General features: G+C 61.5%; 12 protein-coding genes. 5 read left to right on the top strand and 7 right to left on the bottom strand.

Annotated features, from left to right (window positions below):
* Window positions 1–147: 147 nt before the first annotated feature.
* On the bottom strand, window positions 148–1,158 hold the full coding sequence (locus H4J77_RS17810; RefSeq protein ID WP_182249755.1) for a zinc-binding alcohol dehydrogenase family protein: 1,011 nt from the start codon (window positions 1,156–1,158) through the stop codon (window positions 148–150).
* 112 nt (window positions 1,159–1,270) lie between these two features.
* Between H4J77_RS17810 and H4J77_RS17815 the strand changes: the two genes are divergently transcribed.
* Window positions 1,271–2,161 carry a LysR family transcriptional regulator gene (locus tag H4J77_RS17815; RefSeq protein WP_182249777.1) on the top strand — a complete coding sequence of 297 codons (891 nt, stop codon included), beginning with the start codon at window positions 1,271–1,273 and terminating at the stop codon, window positions 2,159–2,161.
* 790 nt (window positions 2,162–2,951) lie between these two features.
* Here the strand turns inward: H4J77_RS17815 and fhuB are convergent.
* The 5 genes from fhuB to H4J77_RS17840 form a co-directional block, all read right to left on the bottom strand.
* Window positions 2,952–4,925 carry a Fe(3+)-hydroxamate ABC transporter permease FhuB gene (gene fhuB / locus H4J77_RS17820; protein ID WP_182249757.1) on the bottom strand — a complete coding sequence of 658 codons (1,974 nt, stop codon included), beginning with the start codon at window positions 4,923–4,925 and terminating at the stop codon, window positions 2,952–2,954.
* Window positions 4,918–5,784: a Fe(3+)-hydroxamate ABC transporter substrate-binding protein FhuD gene (gene fhuD, locus H4J77_RS17825; protein ID WP_182249759.1), complete on the bottom strand. Its 867-nt coding sequence runs from the start codon at window positions 5,782–5,784 to the stop codon at window positions 4,918–4,920. Before fhuD ends, fhuB begins: the two co-directional genes overlap by 8 nt.
* Window positions 5,781–6,551: an ATP-binding cassette domain-containing protein gene (locus H4J77_RS17830; RefSeq protein ID WP_182249761.1), complete on the bottom strand. Its 771-nt coding sequence runs from the start codon at window positions 6,549–6,551 to the stop codon at window positions 5,781–5,783. Before H4J77_RS17830 ends, fhuD begins: the two co-directional genes overlap by 4 nt.
* A gap of 79 nt (window positions 6,552–6,630) precedes the next feature.
* Window positions 6,631–7,677 carry an aminopeptidase gene (locus tag H4J77_RS17835; protein ID WP_182249763.1) on the bottom strand — a complete coding sequence of 349 codons (1,047 nt, stop codon included), beginning with the start codon at window positions 7,675–7,677 and terminating at the stop codon, window positions 6,631–6,633.
* Window positions 7,674–8,570 carry a LysR family transcriptional regulator gene (locus tag H4J77_RS17840; protein ID WP_182249765.1) on the bottom strand — a complete coding sequence of 299 codons (897 nt, stop codon included), beginning with the start codon at window positions 8,568–8,570 and terminating at the stop codon, window positions 7,674–7,676. The genes H4J77_RS17835 and H4J77_RS17840 overlap by 4 nt, the downstream gene beginning before the upstream one ends.
* Window positions 8,571–8,669: 99 nt before the next feature.
* Between H4J77_RS17840 and trpB the strand changes: the two genes are divergently transcribed.
* From trpB to H4J77_RS17855, 3 genes are all read left to right on the top strand, one after another.
* Window positions 8,670–9,884 (top strand): tryptophan synthase subunit beta, encoded by a 1,215-nt coding sequence (trpB, locus tag H4J77_RS17845; protein WP_182249767.1) that lies wholly within the window; start codon window positions 8,670–8,672, stop codon window positions 9,882–9,884.
* Complete coding sequence (gene trpA, locus H4J77_RS17850) at window positions 9,881–10,669, top strand: tryptophan synthase subunit alpha (protein ID WP_182249769.1); 789 nt, start codon at window positions 9,881–9,883, stop codon at window positions 10,667–10,669. Before trpB ends, trpA begins: the two co-directional genes overlap by 4 nt.
* Window positions 10,670–10,862: 193 nt before the next feature.
* Window positions 10,863–11,897, top strand: a complete 1,035-nt coding sequence (locus H4J77_RS17855; RefSeq protein ID WP_182249771.1) for a hypothetical protein — start codon at window positions 10,863–10,865, stop codon at window positions 11,895–11,897.
* Between the two features lie 583 nt (window positions 11,898–12,480).
* On the opposite strand, the gene H4J77_RS17860 is transcribed toward H4J77_RS17855, so the two are convergent.
* On the bottom strand, window positions 12,481–13,491 hold the full coding sequence (locus H4J77_RS17860; RefSeq protein WP_182249773.1) for an isopenicillin N synthase family oxygenase: 1,011 nt from the start codon (window positions 13,489–13,491) through the stop codon (window positions 12,481–12,483).
* Between the two features lie 576 nt (window positions 13,492–14,067).
* On the opposite strand from H4J77_RS17860, the gene H4J77_RS17865 reads away from it, so the two are divergent.
* The gene (locus H4J77_RS17865) at window positions 14,068–15,426 is read left to right on the top strand and encodes an amidohydrolase family protein (RefSeq protein WP_182249775.1); all 1,359 of its coding nucleotides are present in this window, start codon (window positions 14,068–14,070) and stop codon (window positions 15,424–15,426) included.
* The last annotated feature ends 471 nt before the right edge of the window (window positions 15,427–15,897 follow it).

Consider the following 15,897-nt stretch of genomic DNA (forward strand, 5'->3'; position numbering starts at 1 on the left):
GAGACATCAGCTATTACCTGATGACACGGTACAACTGGCTAAGACCACATCAATTCAATGATGGTTTAGCACCTGCCAAGGCAGAGGAAAAACTTTATCCACTGTCCGGAATCAGTTGACCACTACAGGGAACGATCTAGGCCTCCCTCAAAACCCCTCAAGCACCAACTTACCGCGCGCCTTTCCACTCTCCAACAACCCATGCGCCCGCATCAAGTTAGCCGCATTGATCACCCCATAATGCTCACCCAAGGTAGTGCGCAAAGCACTGGCGTCGAGCAGCTCGGCGACCCGGTTGAGCAGCACACCCTGCTCGGCCATATCGGCGGTCTGATACAGGCTGCGGGCAAACATAAACTCCCAGTGAAAGGACGCGCTCTTGCTCTTCAGTTGGGTGATATCAATGCTGTCGAAGTCATCAATCACACCCAGCTTGCCCTGGGGTGCGATGCACTCGATGTACTGCGCGTAGTGGTCTTTGGTGTGCGTCAGCGAGGCAATCAGCTCAACGCTCTCAATGCCCAGCGCCTGCAACTGCGCCAGCATTGGCTGGCTGTGATCAATCACATGATGCGCGCCCAACTCTTTGGCCCACTCGGCACTTTCTTCGCGGGCAGCGGTACCTACAACGGTCAACTCGGTCAGTTGGCGGGCCAGCTGCACCAGAATCGAACCCACGCCACCGGCAGCACCGATCACCAGCAAGGTCTGCCCGGCACCGCCACCTTCGGCCACACCGAGACGATCAAACAGCAGCTCCCACGCGGTGATCGCAGTCAGCGGCAGCGCCGCCGCTTCGGCATCGCTCAATGACTCAGGGGCGTGACCGACGATGCGTGCATCCACCAGCTGATACTCGGCGTTGCTGCCGGGACGGTCGAGGGCACCGGCGTAGAACACCCGATCACCGACCGCGAAATCCTGAACCTTGGCGCCCACGGCAACCACCTCACCGACCGCATCCCAACCAATGACCTGCGGCTCATCGACCGTGGCCGGGCGCTTGCTGCGAATCTTGGTATCGACCGGGTTGACCGAGATAGCAGCCACCTTGACCAGCAGATCCTGCGGGCCAGGGGTGGGCTTTTTCAGCTCGATATCGATCAATGCGTCGGCGCGGTCAAGGGCGCCAGCCTGGGTGTAAGCAACCGCTTTCATGTGTTTGCTCCTCTGATCCGGGATAGGTAACGACTAATGCACACAGCTTGACTTGATAGCTGAGAAAGAAAAACATTCGTTATAGCGAATCACTTTATTGGAAATCATGAAAATACAGCGTATCGATGATCTCGGGGTGTTTCTGCACACCCTGGAGTGTGGCAGCTTCTCGGCCGCCGCCCGTCAGTTGAATCTAGCCCCCGCCGTGGCCAGCGCCAGTATTAAGCGCTTGGAGGAGCAACTGGGGGTGCGTTTATTTGAACGCACCACGCGAAGCTTGCGGCTGAGCGAGGCCGGGGAGCGCTATTTGCCGCATGCGCGCGCCGCCTTTCAAGCATTGCGCGATGCCGAGCAGGCGCTGGAAGCCGACGCCAACACCCTGACCGGCACTCTGCGCCTGACGCTACCCTCGAACCTGGCGCGTAGCCACCTGCTCGACTGGCTGGAAGACTACCTGGCCCGCCAGCCCGGCATCCGCATGGAGCTGCAGGTGAGCGACCGCGTCGCCGATCTGTATCAGCAGCCCATTGATCTGGCTGTGCGCTACGGCATACCCGAAGACTCCAGCTTCGTTGCCCTGCCCTTGGCACCCGACAACCGCCGCGTGCTCTGTGCGTCACCCGAGTACCTGAGCCGCCACGGCGAACCGCAGTCCGTTCAGGAGCTGAGCCAGCACAACTGCCTGTGTTTTCGCTTGGGCGAAAGCCTGCACGACCGCTGGCACTTCGAGGCGCCCGAGCCCATCACCCTGCGCGTGCGCGGTGATCGCAACAGCGACGACGGCGACACCGTGCGCCGCTGGGCCCTGCGCGGGCAGGGCATTGCCTATAAATCCTACCTGGACATCGCCCAGCATCTGGCCAGCGGAGAACTGGTCCGGCTGCTGCCAGAGGTGACCGGCGAGCCCTCGCCGCTGATGTTGCTGGTGATCAATCGGCGGAGGCTGAATCCGGCGCTGCGGCAGCTGGCGGCCGAGATGGCCGCGTTTTGTCAGGGGTTGTAGTAGGCCAAGTCTGCGCGGGGTTGCGGGGTTACGGGGTTACGGAGTTGTATCCCACATACCCGCTCCATGCACGGACTGAAAATCCCCCGTCTGCGCGGGCGAGTAGCGCAGGGCTGGCGGGAAAAAGACGCTTGCGGTGTCTGAGGTGCGCAGCGCCGAGTTTGCAAGCGTCCCCGCCAGACCGAGCAACGCAGCGAACCCGCAGGGCCGCGCAGTTGGGGTGGCCTAGGGGGTGTCGGGGGAAATGGCCAAGCATTTCCCCTGACTCGCCATCAGGGCGAAAGGCTGACCAGATCAACCCACTGCGAGGTCGCGCGAGTGCGTGCGTGCGAAGGCACCGGTAGCGCAAGGAGCGTTATGGCCGAAGAGCCTCGAAGGCTGCATTCCCACGCTGGAGCATGGGAACGATCAAACGTGACTTCGCAGCTGACGTGTGATGACTAGCTGCGACCTGTAGCGGTCAGTTCTATGCTGAGCTCCTTTCCGTTTTTCGCCTCTAGGCGAGCCAAGGGGGAATGCTTGCCCATCCCCCCTTAGCGATCCCCTGGGGCACCCAACTGTGCGGCCCTGCGGGTTCGCTGCGTTGCTCGACCAGCCGGGGACGCGCCTAGCCGGCCGCGCGCAAACTCGCTTCGCTCAAACACCGCGCACGCCTTTTTCCCGGCAGCTCTGCGCTACTCGCCCGCTCAGATGGGACGTTTTGCTCCGTGCATTCGGCTAGGTTTATTGAAATGAGGATCGAAACTGCGAAAACATCGTTAGGCCGTTGCGCATCAGTGAAGACTAGACCTCAGCGCCTGCGACTCAGCCCCCAAATCAGATAACCACCCCCCAACAGCGCGGCCAGCAGACCAGCCGGTATCTGCTCGGGGAACATCAGGTTACGACCCAGCCAATCGGCCAACACCATCAATAGCGCGCCGAGCAGACCCGAGCCGAGCAACTGTGCGCGTGCCTGCTGCAGGCCCAGCACCCGGGCCATGTGCGGTGCCATCAAACCGACAAAGCTCAGCGGCCCCACCAGCAGGGTGGCGATGGCGGTCATCAGTGCGGCCAGTAGCATAATACTCAGGCGCGCGCCGCGCATGGGCACACCAAGGCTGCGCGGCGTGCTTTCACCCAGCGGCAACAGCGTCAGCCAGCGGCTCAGGGGCAAGCTCACCAGCAGCAGGAATACACCGGCGAGCAACGCCATGATGCCGGTCGGCAGCTCGACGAAATAGGTCGATCCCGACAACCAGCTGAGTACCGATTGGCCGCGTGGATCGTTCAGCGACAACACCAGCATCTTGACCGCATCAAAGAGCGCGCTGATGGCGATACCCACCAGCAGCAAGCGTTCGGGCGCGTAGGCCTGGCGGCGCGCAAAGCCGACGATCACCAGCAACACTAGCAGGGCACCGGCAAAGCCCATGATCAGCCGCACCCAGAAGGGCGCGCCGATCCAGACGAAGAGGGTGAGCATCAAGCCGAGGGCGGCACCGGCGCTGATGCCCATTAGCTCGGGGCTGGCCATCGGGTTGCCGGTCAGGCGCTGCAACAGACAGCCAGCCAACCCTAGCAGCAGGCCCGCGCCCAGGGCCGCAAGCAGGCGCGGCAAACGCCACTGCAATAACTCCGGGTTCAAGCTCCAGTTCCAGCCTTGCGGTCCCTGGCCAAGCAAGAGCGCCACCACGGCGAGCAACAACAACCCCAGCAGCATCAGGGGTAGCAACCGGTGACCACCCAGCGGCTGAGAGACGGTGCGCTGGGTGCTCGGTTGCGGTCTGCCGGTGGACAGGCGCAACCGAGGTATCAGCCACAGCAGCAAGGGCGCACCCAGCAACGCGGTGACGCCGCCGGTCGGCAGCAGCTCGCTCAAGCGGCCGGCGAAGCCCTGCACCAGCTGATCGGTCAATAGCAAGAGTGCGGCACCCAGCAGCGGCGTCCAGACCAGTCGCTGGCGCAGGGTACGCGCACCCATCAGCCGAGCGATGGTGGGCGCGGCCAGGCCAATAAAGCCGATAACCCCCACACTGCTGACCACACAGGCGGTCATAAACACGGCCAGCGCCAGCGCCACCACACGCAACCGATCCAGCGACAAGCCCAGACTGCGCGCGCCGCTGTCATCCAGTTCGAGCAGGCTCAGCGGCCGCACCAACAAGGTGATCAGTACCAGCGCCAGGCCGAGGCGCGGCAGCAGAAAGAGCACCGCATCCCAGTTGTTTTGGCTGAGTGAACCCGCGCTCCAGATGAACATCGCCGACAGCCCCATGGGCTGCAGCAACATCAACATTACGTTGAGGGCACCGAGCAGCAGGCTAATCACCAGGCCAGCCAGGATCAGACTCAGCGGCGACAGGCCACGCCGCCGCGCCAATGCGAACACCAGCAAGGTGGCCAACCCCCCGCCGGCCAGCGCAACCCACTCGCCCGCGATCAGCAGGCCGGGAGCATAGAGGGTGGCGAGGGCCAGCGACAGCTGCGCGCCACTAGCGACCCCCAGGGTGGTAGGCGAAGCCAGCGGGTTGCGCAGCACCTGCTGCATCAACAGGCCAGCGAGCCCCAGCGCCGCGCCACACAGCAGGGCAACACAGAAACGCGGCAACCAGCTGTAGTGCACCTTGAGTTGCGCCAGATCAGAAAGATCCGGTTGCCAGATTGCCGCGGGCAGGGTTGCCAGCGGCAGCTGGCGCTGCAGCACCCAGAGCGCCATGGCCAGGCTCAACAGGCAGATTGCCAGGCCCCAACGGCGGGGTGACGCTGCGCTCGGATTAGTCATGTGGCAGCGCCTCCTGCAGCAAGCGCAAAAAGTGGTCTGCCGACATCAAGCCACCAAACTGCCACGCGGGCGGAAAGGCATGCACCCGCTGCGCTCGCACAAAGGGCATGTTTTGCCAGAGCATGCTGCGCGCCAGGGTCTGCTCGGCGCTCAAGGGCATCGGTGCAAAGTAGATGAGCGCCGCACCGGGTGTTGCTGCCAGTTGCTCAATACCCGCCTGGTTGAAGCCCCAGTAGTTGTCTTCGCCGGTCCAGGCATTGCTCAGGCCAACGCGCTCAAGCACGGCGTTAAACAGACTGCTATCGCCGAATACCCGCACGTGGCGGTCATCAATAAAGCTGACCAGATAGAAGGGTGGCAGCGTGCGGCCTGCCAACTGCGCACGCACGACAGCAATGTGCTGGTCCAGGTCGCTGATCAGCCGCTCAGCCTCGACCTCGTGCCCGGTCAGGCGACCCAACTCGCGGGTTACCTCGGCGGCGGTGAGCAGCGGGTTACTGTCAGGGCGGTAAATGGCCAGGCTTTTCACCGGTGCAATTTTCTCCAGCCAGGGCCGCGCGGCCTCGAACTGCGGCGTGATCAGGATCAGGTCGGGCTTGAGTTGCGTGAGCAATTCCAGATTGGGCTCGGTGCGCAGCCCCAGATCCTGCACTGAATCCGGCATGACTGGCTCACCCACCCAGCGGCGATAATTCTCCAGGCCACCAACAGCGATAGGGGTAACGCCAATGCCGAGCAGGGTTTCCGCCAGCCCCCAGTCGATGGCAGCAATGCGGCTGTAGCGCGGCTCGGCTGGCGCGTCGGCCATCGCCAAATGGGGCAGCAGCGCCAGCAGCAGCGCCAGACCGAGATGTCTCACCCGTGCGCTACCGCGATGCTGGAGCTTTGATCCGGGTGCGGGATAACACTCATGGGCAGGCCGTAGATGGCCTGTAAATGCTCGGGATTCATCAGCTCGGCGGGACTGCCTTGCAGCAGCAAGCGACCGGAGTGCAGCGCTACCAGATGGTCGCAGTAGCGCGCCGCCATGTTGATATCGTGCAGTACCACGATGACGCCCAGATCCAGCTCGCGGCTAAGCCGCTGCACCAGCGCCAGCACCTCAACCTGGTGAGCAATGTCCAGCGCCGACGTCGGCTCATCCAGCAGCAGGTAACGGGTGTGCTGGGCCAACAGCATGGCCAGCCAGACCCGCTGGCGTTCACCACCGGACAGGGTATCGACCAGGCTATCGGCAAAACGGGTAACGTCGGTCAGCTGCATGGCGCGCTCGACTTCCTGCTGATCGTCCACACTGAAACGACCGAGCAGGCCGTGCCAGGGGTAACGACCAAAGCCCACCAGTTCACGCACCGTGAGGCTTTCGGCGGCGGGCAGTTGCTGCGGCAGATAGGCAACCTGACGGGCAAATTCGCGCTCGCCCCAGGCCTCCAGCGGCCGCTCGTCCAGCAGAATACGGCCAGCGGTCGCAGCCTGTTGCCGCGCCAGCAGTTTGATCAGGGTGGATTTACCGGAGCCATTGTGACCGATCAGGCCGATCATCTGACCCGACGACAGGACCAGGTCCAGCGGCTGCAACAGCGTCCGCTCGGGTACGGCAAAGGAAACGGACTCCAGTTGGAACATGCGGGCTCCGGGGAAGGGATGGCTAAAACAGGCCCGCAATGTACTCTGAATAGCAATTATTATCAATCAGATTAAGATCTCAAGGCCGCTCTGCACCGCGCTCCAGCAGAGCTAGCAGCGCTGCCGTGCGCTCACTATCAGACAAGTTGCCCAGGCGCTCGACAGCCTGATAAAACGCCGGCCAGCTGCCGCTCGTGCGATACAACTCGGCGAAGGCCGGAATCCACTGGTCGTAAAGCCCAAACGGCAGCAGGCGGGCATTGTTCAGCTCCCCGGCAAACCAGTGATCGCAGGGCCCTGTGCCCTGCCAGCGCGCGTCTCGCCAGCGCTGATAATCGGCACGCAGTTGGCTGAACACCGCCGCTTTACCAGCCAGCTTGGCGGCATCACTGGCCGTGCTGGCGTAGAGCGCCAGCAACTGTTCGCGCGCCTGCAACAGCAACTGCACAAACTCGCGCTCTTGCGCGCGCGGATCGTCTCGCAGCGCGGTCAGTCCTTGCTCGGCGCGCCACTCACGCAGACCTTGCTGGCCAACAAAACTGGCGAAGGACTCATTGAAGGCGGTGTCGTCCTTTACGTAAAACTGCTGATGCGCCAACTCGTGAAACAGCAACTCGGCCAGGTAGTCGTCATCCCAGTGCAACATGGAGCTGAGCAGCGGATCGTCATACCAGCCCAGCGTGGAATAGGCCGGAATCCCGGCGACATAGACCTCATAACCCTGCTCACGCCAGTGCTCGGCTGCTTCCTCCGCGCTGGCCTGATCAAAGTAGCCCTTGTAGGCAATGCAACCAAAGAAGGGATAACAATGCGCCACCGCGTCCATCGACAGTGGCTCGGCGACAAACAGATTCCACAGTGCGTAGGGCCGGGGCAGGTCGGCGTAGCGGGTGTAGCTGGCGTTATCGGGTAGCTGCAGGTGATCACTGGCATAGGCTCTGATCTGCTGCGCCTGGCGCAGCCGCTTGACCAACTGCGGATCGGTGGCCGGGTTCTGCAGCACTGTCTCTAGCGGTTGCGCACGCGACAACAGATCGCGCTGCCCCTGCCAACTGTGGTGCAGATAGGTCACTGAGCTGCAGCCCTGTAGCAGCATCAGCATGACTAGCAGACCGATGCGCCTCATATCGACGACTCCTGCATCTGGGCAATCAGCCAGTCGGCCAGTTGCTGCGCGGCGCCTTGCGGCTGGCGCGCTGGCACCCAGAGCCCAAGCTGATGCTGCGTTTCAACGAACCCCCAGGGCGCCAGCAGGCGACCGGTGGCCAGATCATCGGCCACCAGCAGCTGCGGTGCGATGGCTACGCCCAACCCTGAAAGAGCCGCCTCCAGCAGGTAATACAGATGCTCAAAACCTTGCCCCTGAGTCAGCTTGGCCGGATCGATCTGCTGCAATCGTGCCCAATCCGCCCAGGCCTGCGAACGGGACTGGGTATGCAGCAGGCTCTCATTCAGCAGCGCGGTGGCCGGTTGCCCGTGCAGACGCGCTGCGCCGGAATAGCGCGGGCTGAAGACCGGGCCGATATGCTCCTGCCGCAGCGGGTAAACCTGCATATCGGCAGGCCAGGGCGGGGCGGCAAACAACAGGGTGCCACTGACCCCGGCGCGGCGCGGGTCGAGCTCGCCCTCACTGGCCGACAGGTGCAGATTGAGTTCGGGCAGCGCGGCATTCAGCCGGTCCAGCCTGGGAATAAACCAGCGCGCCAACAGGCTGCCGGGGCAGGCGAGCAGAAAAGGGCCGCGTTGATCGGCCTGACGTATCTCGGCGCATACCTCACGCAAGCTGCCAAAGGCATCGCGGCAGGCATCGCGCAGCTGGCGGCCAGCGGCAGTAAGCTGAATGCCGCGCCCGACCTTGTCGAACAGGGCCACCCCCAGTTCCTCTTCAAGCTGCCGTATCTGGCGGCTTACCGCACCGTGCGTGACATGCAGTTCATCCGCAGCCTGACTCATGCTTTCCAGTCTGGCAGCCACTTCAAAGGCTTTGAGCGCGTTCAGCGAAGGTAAGTCTCGGGCCATGGGATACGTCACTTTTTCTCACAGGTTTGCGCCATCATATCGATTTTATCGCGGCGCTGTCTGCCCTAATGTAGGCGCATCAACTTTGGAGGTGAAATCATGTCGAGTGCCAACCAACATTACCGCCGCGATGCCGACGCACAGGGCCAGTTCGGCCAGTTCGGTGGGCGCTTCGTTGCCGAAACCCTGATGCCGCTGATTCTCGACCTGGAGCAGGCCTACAACCAAGCGCGCTCCGAGCCGAACTTTATCGCCGAACTGGATCGCTTCAACGCCGAGTTCGTTGGCCGCCCCAGCCCGCTGTACTATGCCGAGCGCCTGACCGAGCAATACGGCGGCGCCAAGATTTTCTTCAAGCGCGAAGAGCTGAACCATACCGGCGCGCACAAGATCAACAACTGCATCGGGCAGGTCCTGCTGGCCCGCCGCATGGGCAAGACGCGCATCATCGCCGAAACCGGCGCCGGTATGCACGGCGTGGCCACCGCCACCGTGTGCGCCCGCTTCGGCCTGGAATGCGTGGTCTACATGGGCGCCACCGACATTGATCGCCAGCGCGATAACGTGGCACGCATGCGCTTGATGGGCGCCAAGATCGTGCCGGTTACCTCCGGTAAGGGCACACTGAAAGACGCCATGAATGAAGCCCTGCGCGACTGGGTCACCAACGTCGACAATACCTTTTACATGATCGGCACCGTCGCTGGGCCGCATCCTTATCCCACGCTGGTCCGCGACTTTCAGTCGATCATTGGCCGCGAAACCCACAGCCAGATGCTGGAGCGCGAAGGGCGTCTGCCCGACAGTCTGGTCGCCTGCATCGGCGGCGGCTCCAACGCCATGGGGCTGTTTCATCACTTCCTCGACTACCCGGAAGTGCAGATGATAGGCGTAGAAGCCGCAGGCCACGGGCTGGACTCTGGCAAGCACGCGGCCAGCCTCAAGGGCGGCGTGCCGGGCGTACTGCATGGCAACCGCACTTACCTGCTGCAGGACGCAGACGGTCAAATCGACGACGCTCACTCGGTCTCCGCCGGCCTCGACTATCCGGGCATTGGCCCCGAGCACGCTTGGTTGCATGAGGAAGGCCGCGTCGAATATGTCGCCGTAACCGACCAACAAGCACTGGACGCCTTCCATAACTGCTGCCGGATGGAAGGCATCATCCCGGCGCTGGAAACCGCCCACGCCCTGGCTGAAGTGGCGCGCCGCGCACCCACCCTGCCCAGCGATCACCTGATGGTGGTTTGCCTGTCCGGCCGTGGTGACAAGGACATGCCCACCGTGCTGCGCCTGATGGAGGAACAAGCATGAGTAACCGTTTACAACAACGCTTCGCCGAGTGCGCCGAGCAGAACCGTGCTGCCTTGGTAACCTACATCTGCGGTGGCGACCCCAGCTATGACGCCAGTCTCTCGCTACTGAAAAAGCTGCCGGGTGCCGGCGCCGATATCATCGAACTGGGCATGCCCTTCAGCGATCCGATGGCCGATGGCCCGACCATTCAGGCCGCCGCCGTGCGCGCACTGAACAGTGGCCAGACGCAGCGCAAGACGCTGGAGATGGTCCGCGCTTTCCGCGCCGAGAACACAACCACGCCGCTGGTGCTGATGGGATATTACAACCCGATCCACCGCTACGGTGCCGAGGCCTTTTTGAGCGATGCGCACGCCGCTGGCGTCGATGGCCTGCTGATTGTCGACTTGCCCGCCGAGCACGATAACGAACTGGGCCCCATGGCACGCGATCTAGGCCTGAACATGATCCGCATGGCCAGCCCCACAACCGATGCCAAACGCCTGCCGCGCGTGCTGGCCAATGCCAGTGGCTTTCTCTACTACGTGTCGCTGAACGGTGTCACCGGGGTAGGGCAGGCCGACAACGCCGTGGTAGACGCGGCGCTGAGCGACATCCGCAAACAGAGCGACTTGCCGATCTGCGTTGGCTTTGGCGTGCGTACGCCAGAGCAGGCTGCCGCCTTTGCCCGCACCGCCACGGGCGTGGTGGTAGGGTCGGCTTTAGTCGAAGCCATGCACAAGGGCGGTGAAGCTGCGGCGCTGGAATTGACCACTGCCCTGGCCGGAGCGATGCAGCGCTAACGCTGCGTTGCTAGCGCAGCCGCCTTCGCGTGCTGAACAGGGTGGATGGCGTGAATCGGTTGCAGTTACGCTATTTACCCTGAGTCTATGCCCTAACGTGATGTAGTCGAGGTAGGCGATCAAGCCTGCATGACGCACGCATCTTTCAAATGTATAGTCCCCGCCGACTTTTTACGGGCAGGGATAAGTACGCATGGATATGACAGGGACGCAATCGCAGCTGGCTTCTGAGCTAGATAAGCCAGCGGCATCATTACCCTGGATTATTGCCCGATCGCTCGCCGTTCAGTTACTGGTGTTCGGCTGCTATATCTTGTTGGTCGCCACCTCAAGCCCCTACGATAACCAGCTCCGCTGGTTGGAGACTCCGGCAGCTGTGCTGTTAGGCCTGGGTGCCTTGGCCCTTGCTAGCCTCGAACTGGCTATCGCGACCCAACCGACCTATCGCAAAGCCGCCCTGGTTAAGTTGATTTGGGTGGTTGCCTTGGGCCTGGCCATGGGCGCCGCTGAAAGCCTGTACTTTGAGTTGGTTTATGCGAATACGCTAATCGACGCGTCAGGGACTGCGTCCACTACTGGCCAACTGCAGTTCCACGTCACGCCCATCGTCAGCTTTGTTATCACTTTCATCATGTTACGCCACGTTCTCAGTCGCACCACTGTTTGGACATTTCCGCTCATGGTGCTGGCCTGGGCGCTGATTTACAGCTGGGTATTCTCAGTGGCGATACAGCTAAGTGTTGGCGAGTGGCCGACCGGTATTGTGGGTATCCTGGTTAGACCCTTTTACGCACTTTATGCCAGCCCACTCGACACGCTCGGCTTCAGCCTGATTGCCGTGGTGCCCTTGCACTACTGGGGAAAACAGCTGACCGCCTGGCAACAACCCGACCGACGCCCTGTTGTTAAGCGTGTCACCACGTTAATCAGCAGCTTCGCTCATGGGCAACTCAGCTATGCCCAGTTTTTCTGGTATGGGAGCTGTGTGCTTGGGCCTCTATTGGGGTTACTGATTAGTGGTCTGCTCGCGAGCTTTCACAACCCAGCCTTAGCTTTGCTGGCAACACTCGCCATTTTTTCATTCTGGACATTCCTGTTATTAAAACTGCTCGAGGCGGCAGATCGACAACAGGTTGCGGTGGTATGGCAGTTTTTGGCTATCATCCTGGTTAGTGGATGTTTGGTAGGTGCTGGGGTTGCTGCTTTTGTGCAGATAAGCGCGCTGTAGCGATCAATTTTTTGCTATCTGCATCGCGATAGGACAGTGAAGAATTTAAGGCAATTTTAACTTGGTTGATTTGCGATTTCGCCTCTAGGCGAGCCAAGGGGGGATGCTTGCCCATCCCCCCTTTGCAATCCCCCGGGGCACCCAGCTGCGCGGCCCTGCGGGTTCGCTGCGTTGCTCGATCTGCCGGGGGCACGTGCAAACTCGGCGCTGCGCACCTCAGACACCGCACGCGCCTTGTCCCGGCAGCTCTGCGCTACTCGCCCGCTCAGATGGGAATTGGTAGGCCGTGCAGTCGCTGATTTTGGTGTTGGGAATTCGGTCAACCACCAGTGTTCGAAAACCACTCCAATCTCCGGCCTTTCGGCCCCCTTCCAAGCTGTCGAGTAACGCAGGATTTGAGCGATCAGCGGGGCGGACTGTCTGAGGTGCGAAGCGCAGCGTTTGCGTGCGGCCGGCTAGGCGCCTTGCTCGAATCCGAGCAAGGCGAAAAGCGCGCGTGAAGACAGAAACCGATACTGCTAAAAACCCCAAAGCACCCACAAAAAAGGGCTACCGAAGCAGCCCTTACGCCAAAACCCAAAACCTACTTCTTCGCCTCCGCAAAGTTAGCCTGAATCCGCTGCAACAGATAATCAGCAGCCGAAATCGGCGGATACTTACCAGCCGGACTCTCAATCATCACCGTCTTGTTGGCCTGACAAAAGAACGCCATGCTGTAACGCGGACCGCGATACTCACCCGGCTTGGGCATGCGCACGCGGTGCAGGGTGGACTTAAGTTGATCGTCACTCCAGCGCATCAGCATGTCGCCAATATTGCAGGTAATGATGTCATCACGCGGAATCACGCTGCTCCACTCGCGGTTATCACCAGCACCCTCGGCGTCTTTCCCGGGGCTCACTTGCAGGCCGCCTTGGCCTTCTTTCTGGAACACCATGGTCAGGCAATCAAAGTCGGTGTGCGCGCCGGCGCGCCACAGGCTTTCATCCTGATCCTCTTCCGGCATGGCGAGGTAGTGCAGCAGGCGCAGGGTGCTTTGGTAATCGGGTTGGCGACGATCGTGCGCTTTGGTGAAAAAGTCGCGCTCAAAACCCAGGCGCTCGGCAAAGCACGACAACACCTGCATGCCCAACTGCCAGGCGCGGTATTCAAAGTCGAGCATGATACGGTGGAATTCCGGTACCACGGTCTGATTGGGCCAGAGATCGTCCATGTGCGGCAGAGTGATCTGGAAAGACTCTTTCTGATCGGCCGTGCGGGTCGAGGGCCGTACCTGCGACATAAACTCCCAACCGGTGTTCAGTCCCTTCTTAAGGGGGAACGCCGCTTTCTGCTCGTTGCTCAGGCTGAAAAAGGCTTCCGATAGCGCAAAGGCACTTTGCACCAGCTTAACGTCCAGACCATGGTTCACCAGCTGGAAGAATCCCACCTGGGTCGCGGCCTGCCAAAGCTGGTCGGTGATCTCGCTGCGGCGGTTTTCAAAATCACTGAGGTCGATCAGCGGAATCTCGCGCTCGGTTTCCTTGCCCATGCCGCCAAAAGTGGTTTCCAGCTGCAGTTCTTTCAGTCCGTATTCTGGGGTGGTGGTTGTCATCTGTGTTCTCCGAGTAGTGCCCTTGAGGGCGCAAGGGGCGGAGAATGGCGTGCGTGAAAGCGGGTTATCGAAGGGTGAGGCAGCTGTGCCTGTCAGTCCGATGGGTCCGCCGCGCAGCGCGCATTGTCCGACCGTAAACTGAGCAATGACCTGGGGTGGTGCCCCCTGACAGCTTCTACTCACGTTGCCGAGGATAATCGCGCAACGAAATTTATCAAGCAGTTATCAGGCCAGCTCGACGTTTTCTGACGAACGTGGGCTTGCTGAGGCCTGCAGCCGTGCTTGCGCAGCGGCAACCGCTGCGCGGCTGCACCGCCTTCGCGCAAAAGCTGACCACTTGCACCATTTTTGCGCCAACACAACGCGTGGACTAGCCAACAAGCGCCAAACGATAGAGCCTGCAGCCGCATGACGGGTTGGTGAGAAAATTGCTACTGTTTAGCCGAAGACAACTTACCGGCAAATAACCGGCCGGGCTTAGCCCGACGGTTCGCGGCCGAATGTGCACTAGAGTAGAAGCGGTCAGGAGCCAGGCTCCGGGACATTGCTCTTTGGCTGGCTTAAAGGAGCAGTTCCATGGCGTACCTGATCAAGAATGCGGCAGCAGTTTTTTCCCCGACCCAAAGCGACGCGCGCGATATTCGCATCAGCGCGGGCAAAATCACCGAAATGGGCGGCAACCTGCAGCCATTGGCCGATCAATCCGAGCAGATCATTGACGCCAAGGGCTGCGTCGTTTGGCCGGGGCTGGTCAACACCCATCACCACCTCGCGCAGTCCATCATGAAAGGCGTGCCGGAAGGCCTGAATCAGGATCTCGGCGACTGGCTCAGCTCGGTACCCTACCGCTACTGGCCCAAGGTGACCCCAGAGCTGATGTACCACGCCGCGCGGCTTGGTTTGTATGAACTGCTGCGCTCGGGCGCAACCACCTGCGCCGACCACCACTACCTGTACCACGCGACCACCAGCCCCGAGCTGGAAGACGCGGTCTGGCAGGCCGCCGATGAACTCGGCATGCGTATGGTGCTGTGCCGGGGTAGCGCGACCGAGGTCGGCAGCCACCAGGGCATGGTCGATCACGGCATCGCGCCGGAAAGCCTGGAGCAGATTCTCAACCGGCTGGAAGCCAGCCGCAGTCGTTACCACCAGAGCGGCGGCGATGCCATGCGCAAACTGGTCGTCGCTCCCACCAGCCTGATCCACTCCAGTGACCCGGACGGTCTGCGCGCGCAGGCGGCCTACGCGCGCGAGTTTGGCCTGGGCATGCACTCGCATTTGCTGGAGGTCAACTTTGACGAGGTGCAGGCGCAGAAGAAGTACGGCATGAGCGCCGTCGACTACGCCGAGTCCTGCGACTGGCTGGGTGAGGACGTCTGGTATGCCCACCTGGTGCACTGCGACGACCACGCCCTGTCACGCCTGGCCGAACGCGGTACGACCATCGCCCATTGCCCCACCTCCAACTGCCGCCTCGGCAGCGGCGTAGCACGCGCCATCGAAATGGAAAAACTCGGCCTGCCGGTGACTCTGGGCGTGGACGGCTCCGCCTCCGCTGAATCCGGCTCGATGCTGCAGGAACTGAACATGGCCTGGCTGATTCACCGCGCCATGCACGGGCCCGAAGCCACGACGCTAGAGCAGGTGCTGACTTGGGGCAGCCGCAATGGCGCACAACTGCTGGGGCTGGACAACGTGGGTGAACTGAGCGTCGGCATGGCCGCCGATCTGGTGCTCTACGACATCAACCTACCGCGCTTCGCCGGTGTACACAGCCCGCTGACGGCGCCACTGATGTGTGGTGAGCCGGTGAGTGTAAAGTACAGTTTCATTCAGGGCCGGCCGGCTATTGAGAATGGGGAGGTTTGTGGGTTGGATGAGGCTGAGTTGACGGCTCGGGTGCAGGAGTCGGTGGCGCAGTTGATTCGGGGCTGATTGGCTCTCGGGAACGTGCCAGCGCTCTATTCATTGATCGTTCCCACGCTCCAGCGTGGGAATGCAGCCCCGGACGCTCCGCGTCCATCACTACTGCCAGCGCCATCCAGGCTTGTGGCTGGATGTTGCTTGGCTAATTCACGTGCTGATTGGTATTTCGTTTTCGCTTTGACGGGCGGCGACAGCGTGGGAACGGTCAACTCGTGATAGCGTAACGCTTAATAGCAGCGTGAGTTGATCTGGTCAGCTTTTCGCCCTGATGGCGAGCAAGGGGAAATGCTTGGCCATTTCCCCCTCCACCCCCTAGGCCACCCCAACTGCGCGGCCCTGCGGGTACGCTGCGTTGCTCGGTCTGGCGGGGACGCTTTATACAAATCTCCGACCCCACGAGCCCCCTGACCACCCCTTTTCCCGTCTTTTCCTGCAAAAAAAAAAAAAAAACTAGACCACTACAATACCTGTATCATCACA

It is taken from the genome of Pseudomonas sp. 5Ae-yellow, from assembly GCF_014077575.1.
Taxonomy (GTDB): Bacteria; Pseudomonadota; Gammaproteobacteria; order Pseudomonadales; family Pseudomonadaceae; genus Halopseudomonas; species Halopseudomonas neustonica.

What these genes read in the sequence shown, in the direction of transcription:
- H4J77_RS17830 (WP_182249761.1), bottom strand. Translation starts at nt 6,551, where the DNA reads ATGTTCCAACTGGAGTCCGTTTCCTTTGCCGTACCCGAGCGGACGCTG.
- H4J77_RS17865 (WP_182249775.1), top strand. Translation starts at nt 14,068, where the DNA reads ATGGCGTACCTGATCAAGAATGCGGCAGCAGTTTTTTCCCCGACCCAA.
- H4J77_RS17835 (WP_182249763.1), bottom strand. Translation starts at nt 7,677, where the DNA reads ATGAGGCGCATCGGTCTGCTAGTCATGCTGATGCTGCTACAGGGCTGC.
- trpA (WP_182249769.1), top strand. Translation starts at nt 9,881, where the DNA reads ATGAGTAACCGTTTACAACAACGCTTCGCCGAGTGCGCCGAGCAGAAC.
- trpB (WP_182249767.1), top strand. Translation starts at nt 8,670, where the DNA reads ATGTCGAGTGCCAACCAACATTACCGCCGCGATGCCGACGCACAGGGC.
- fhuB (WP_182249757.1), bottom strand. Translation starts at nt 4,925, where the DNA reads ATGACTAATCCGAGCGCAGCGTCACCCCGCCGTTGGGGCCTGGCAATC.
- H4J77_RS17860 (WP_182249773.1), bottom strand. Translation starts at nt 13,491, where the DNA reads ATGACAACCACCACCCCAGAATACGGACTGAAAGAACTGCAGCTGGAA.
- H4J77_RS17840 (WP_182249765.1), bottom strand. Translation starts at nt 8,570, where the DNA reads ATGGCCCGAGACTTACCTTCGCTGAACGCGCTCAAAGCCTTTGAAGTG.
- H4J77_RS17855 (WP_182249771.1), top strand. Translation starts at nt 10,863, where the DNA reads ATGGATATGACAGGGACGCAATCGCAGCTGGCTTCTGAGCTAGATAAG.
- H4J77_RS17810 (WP_182249755.1), bottom strand. Translation starts at nt 1,158, where the DNA reads ATGAAAGCGGTTGCTTACACCCAGGCTGGCGCCCTTGACCGCGCCGAC.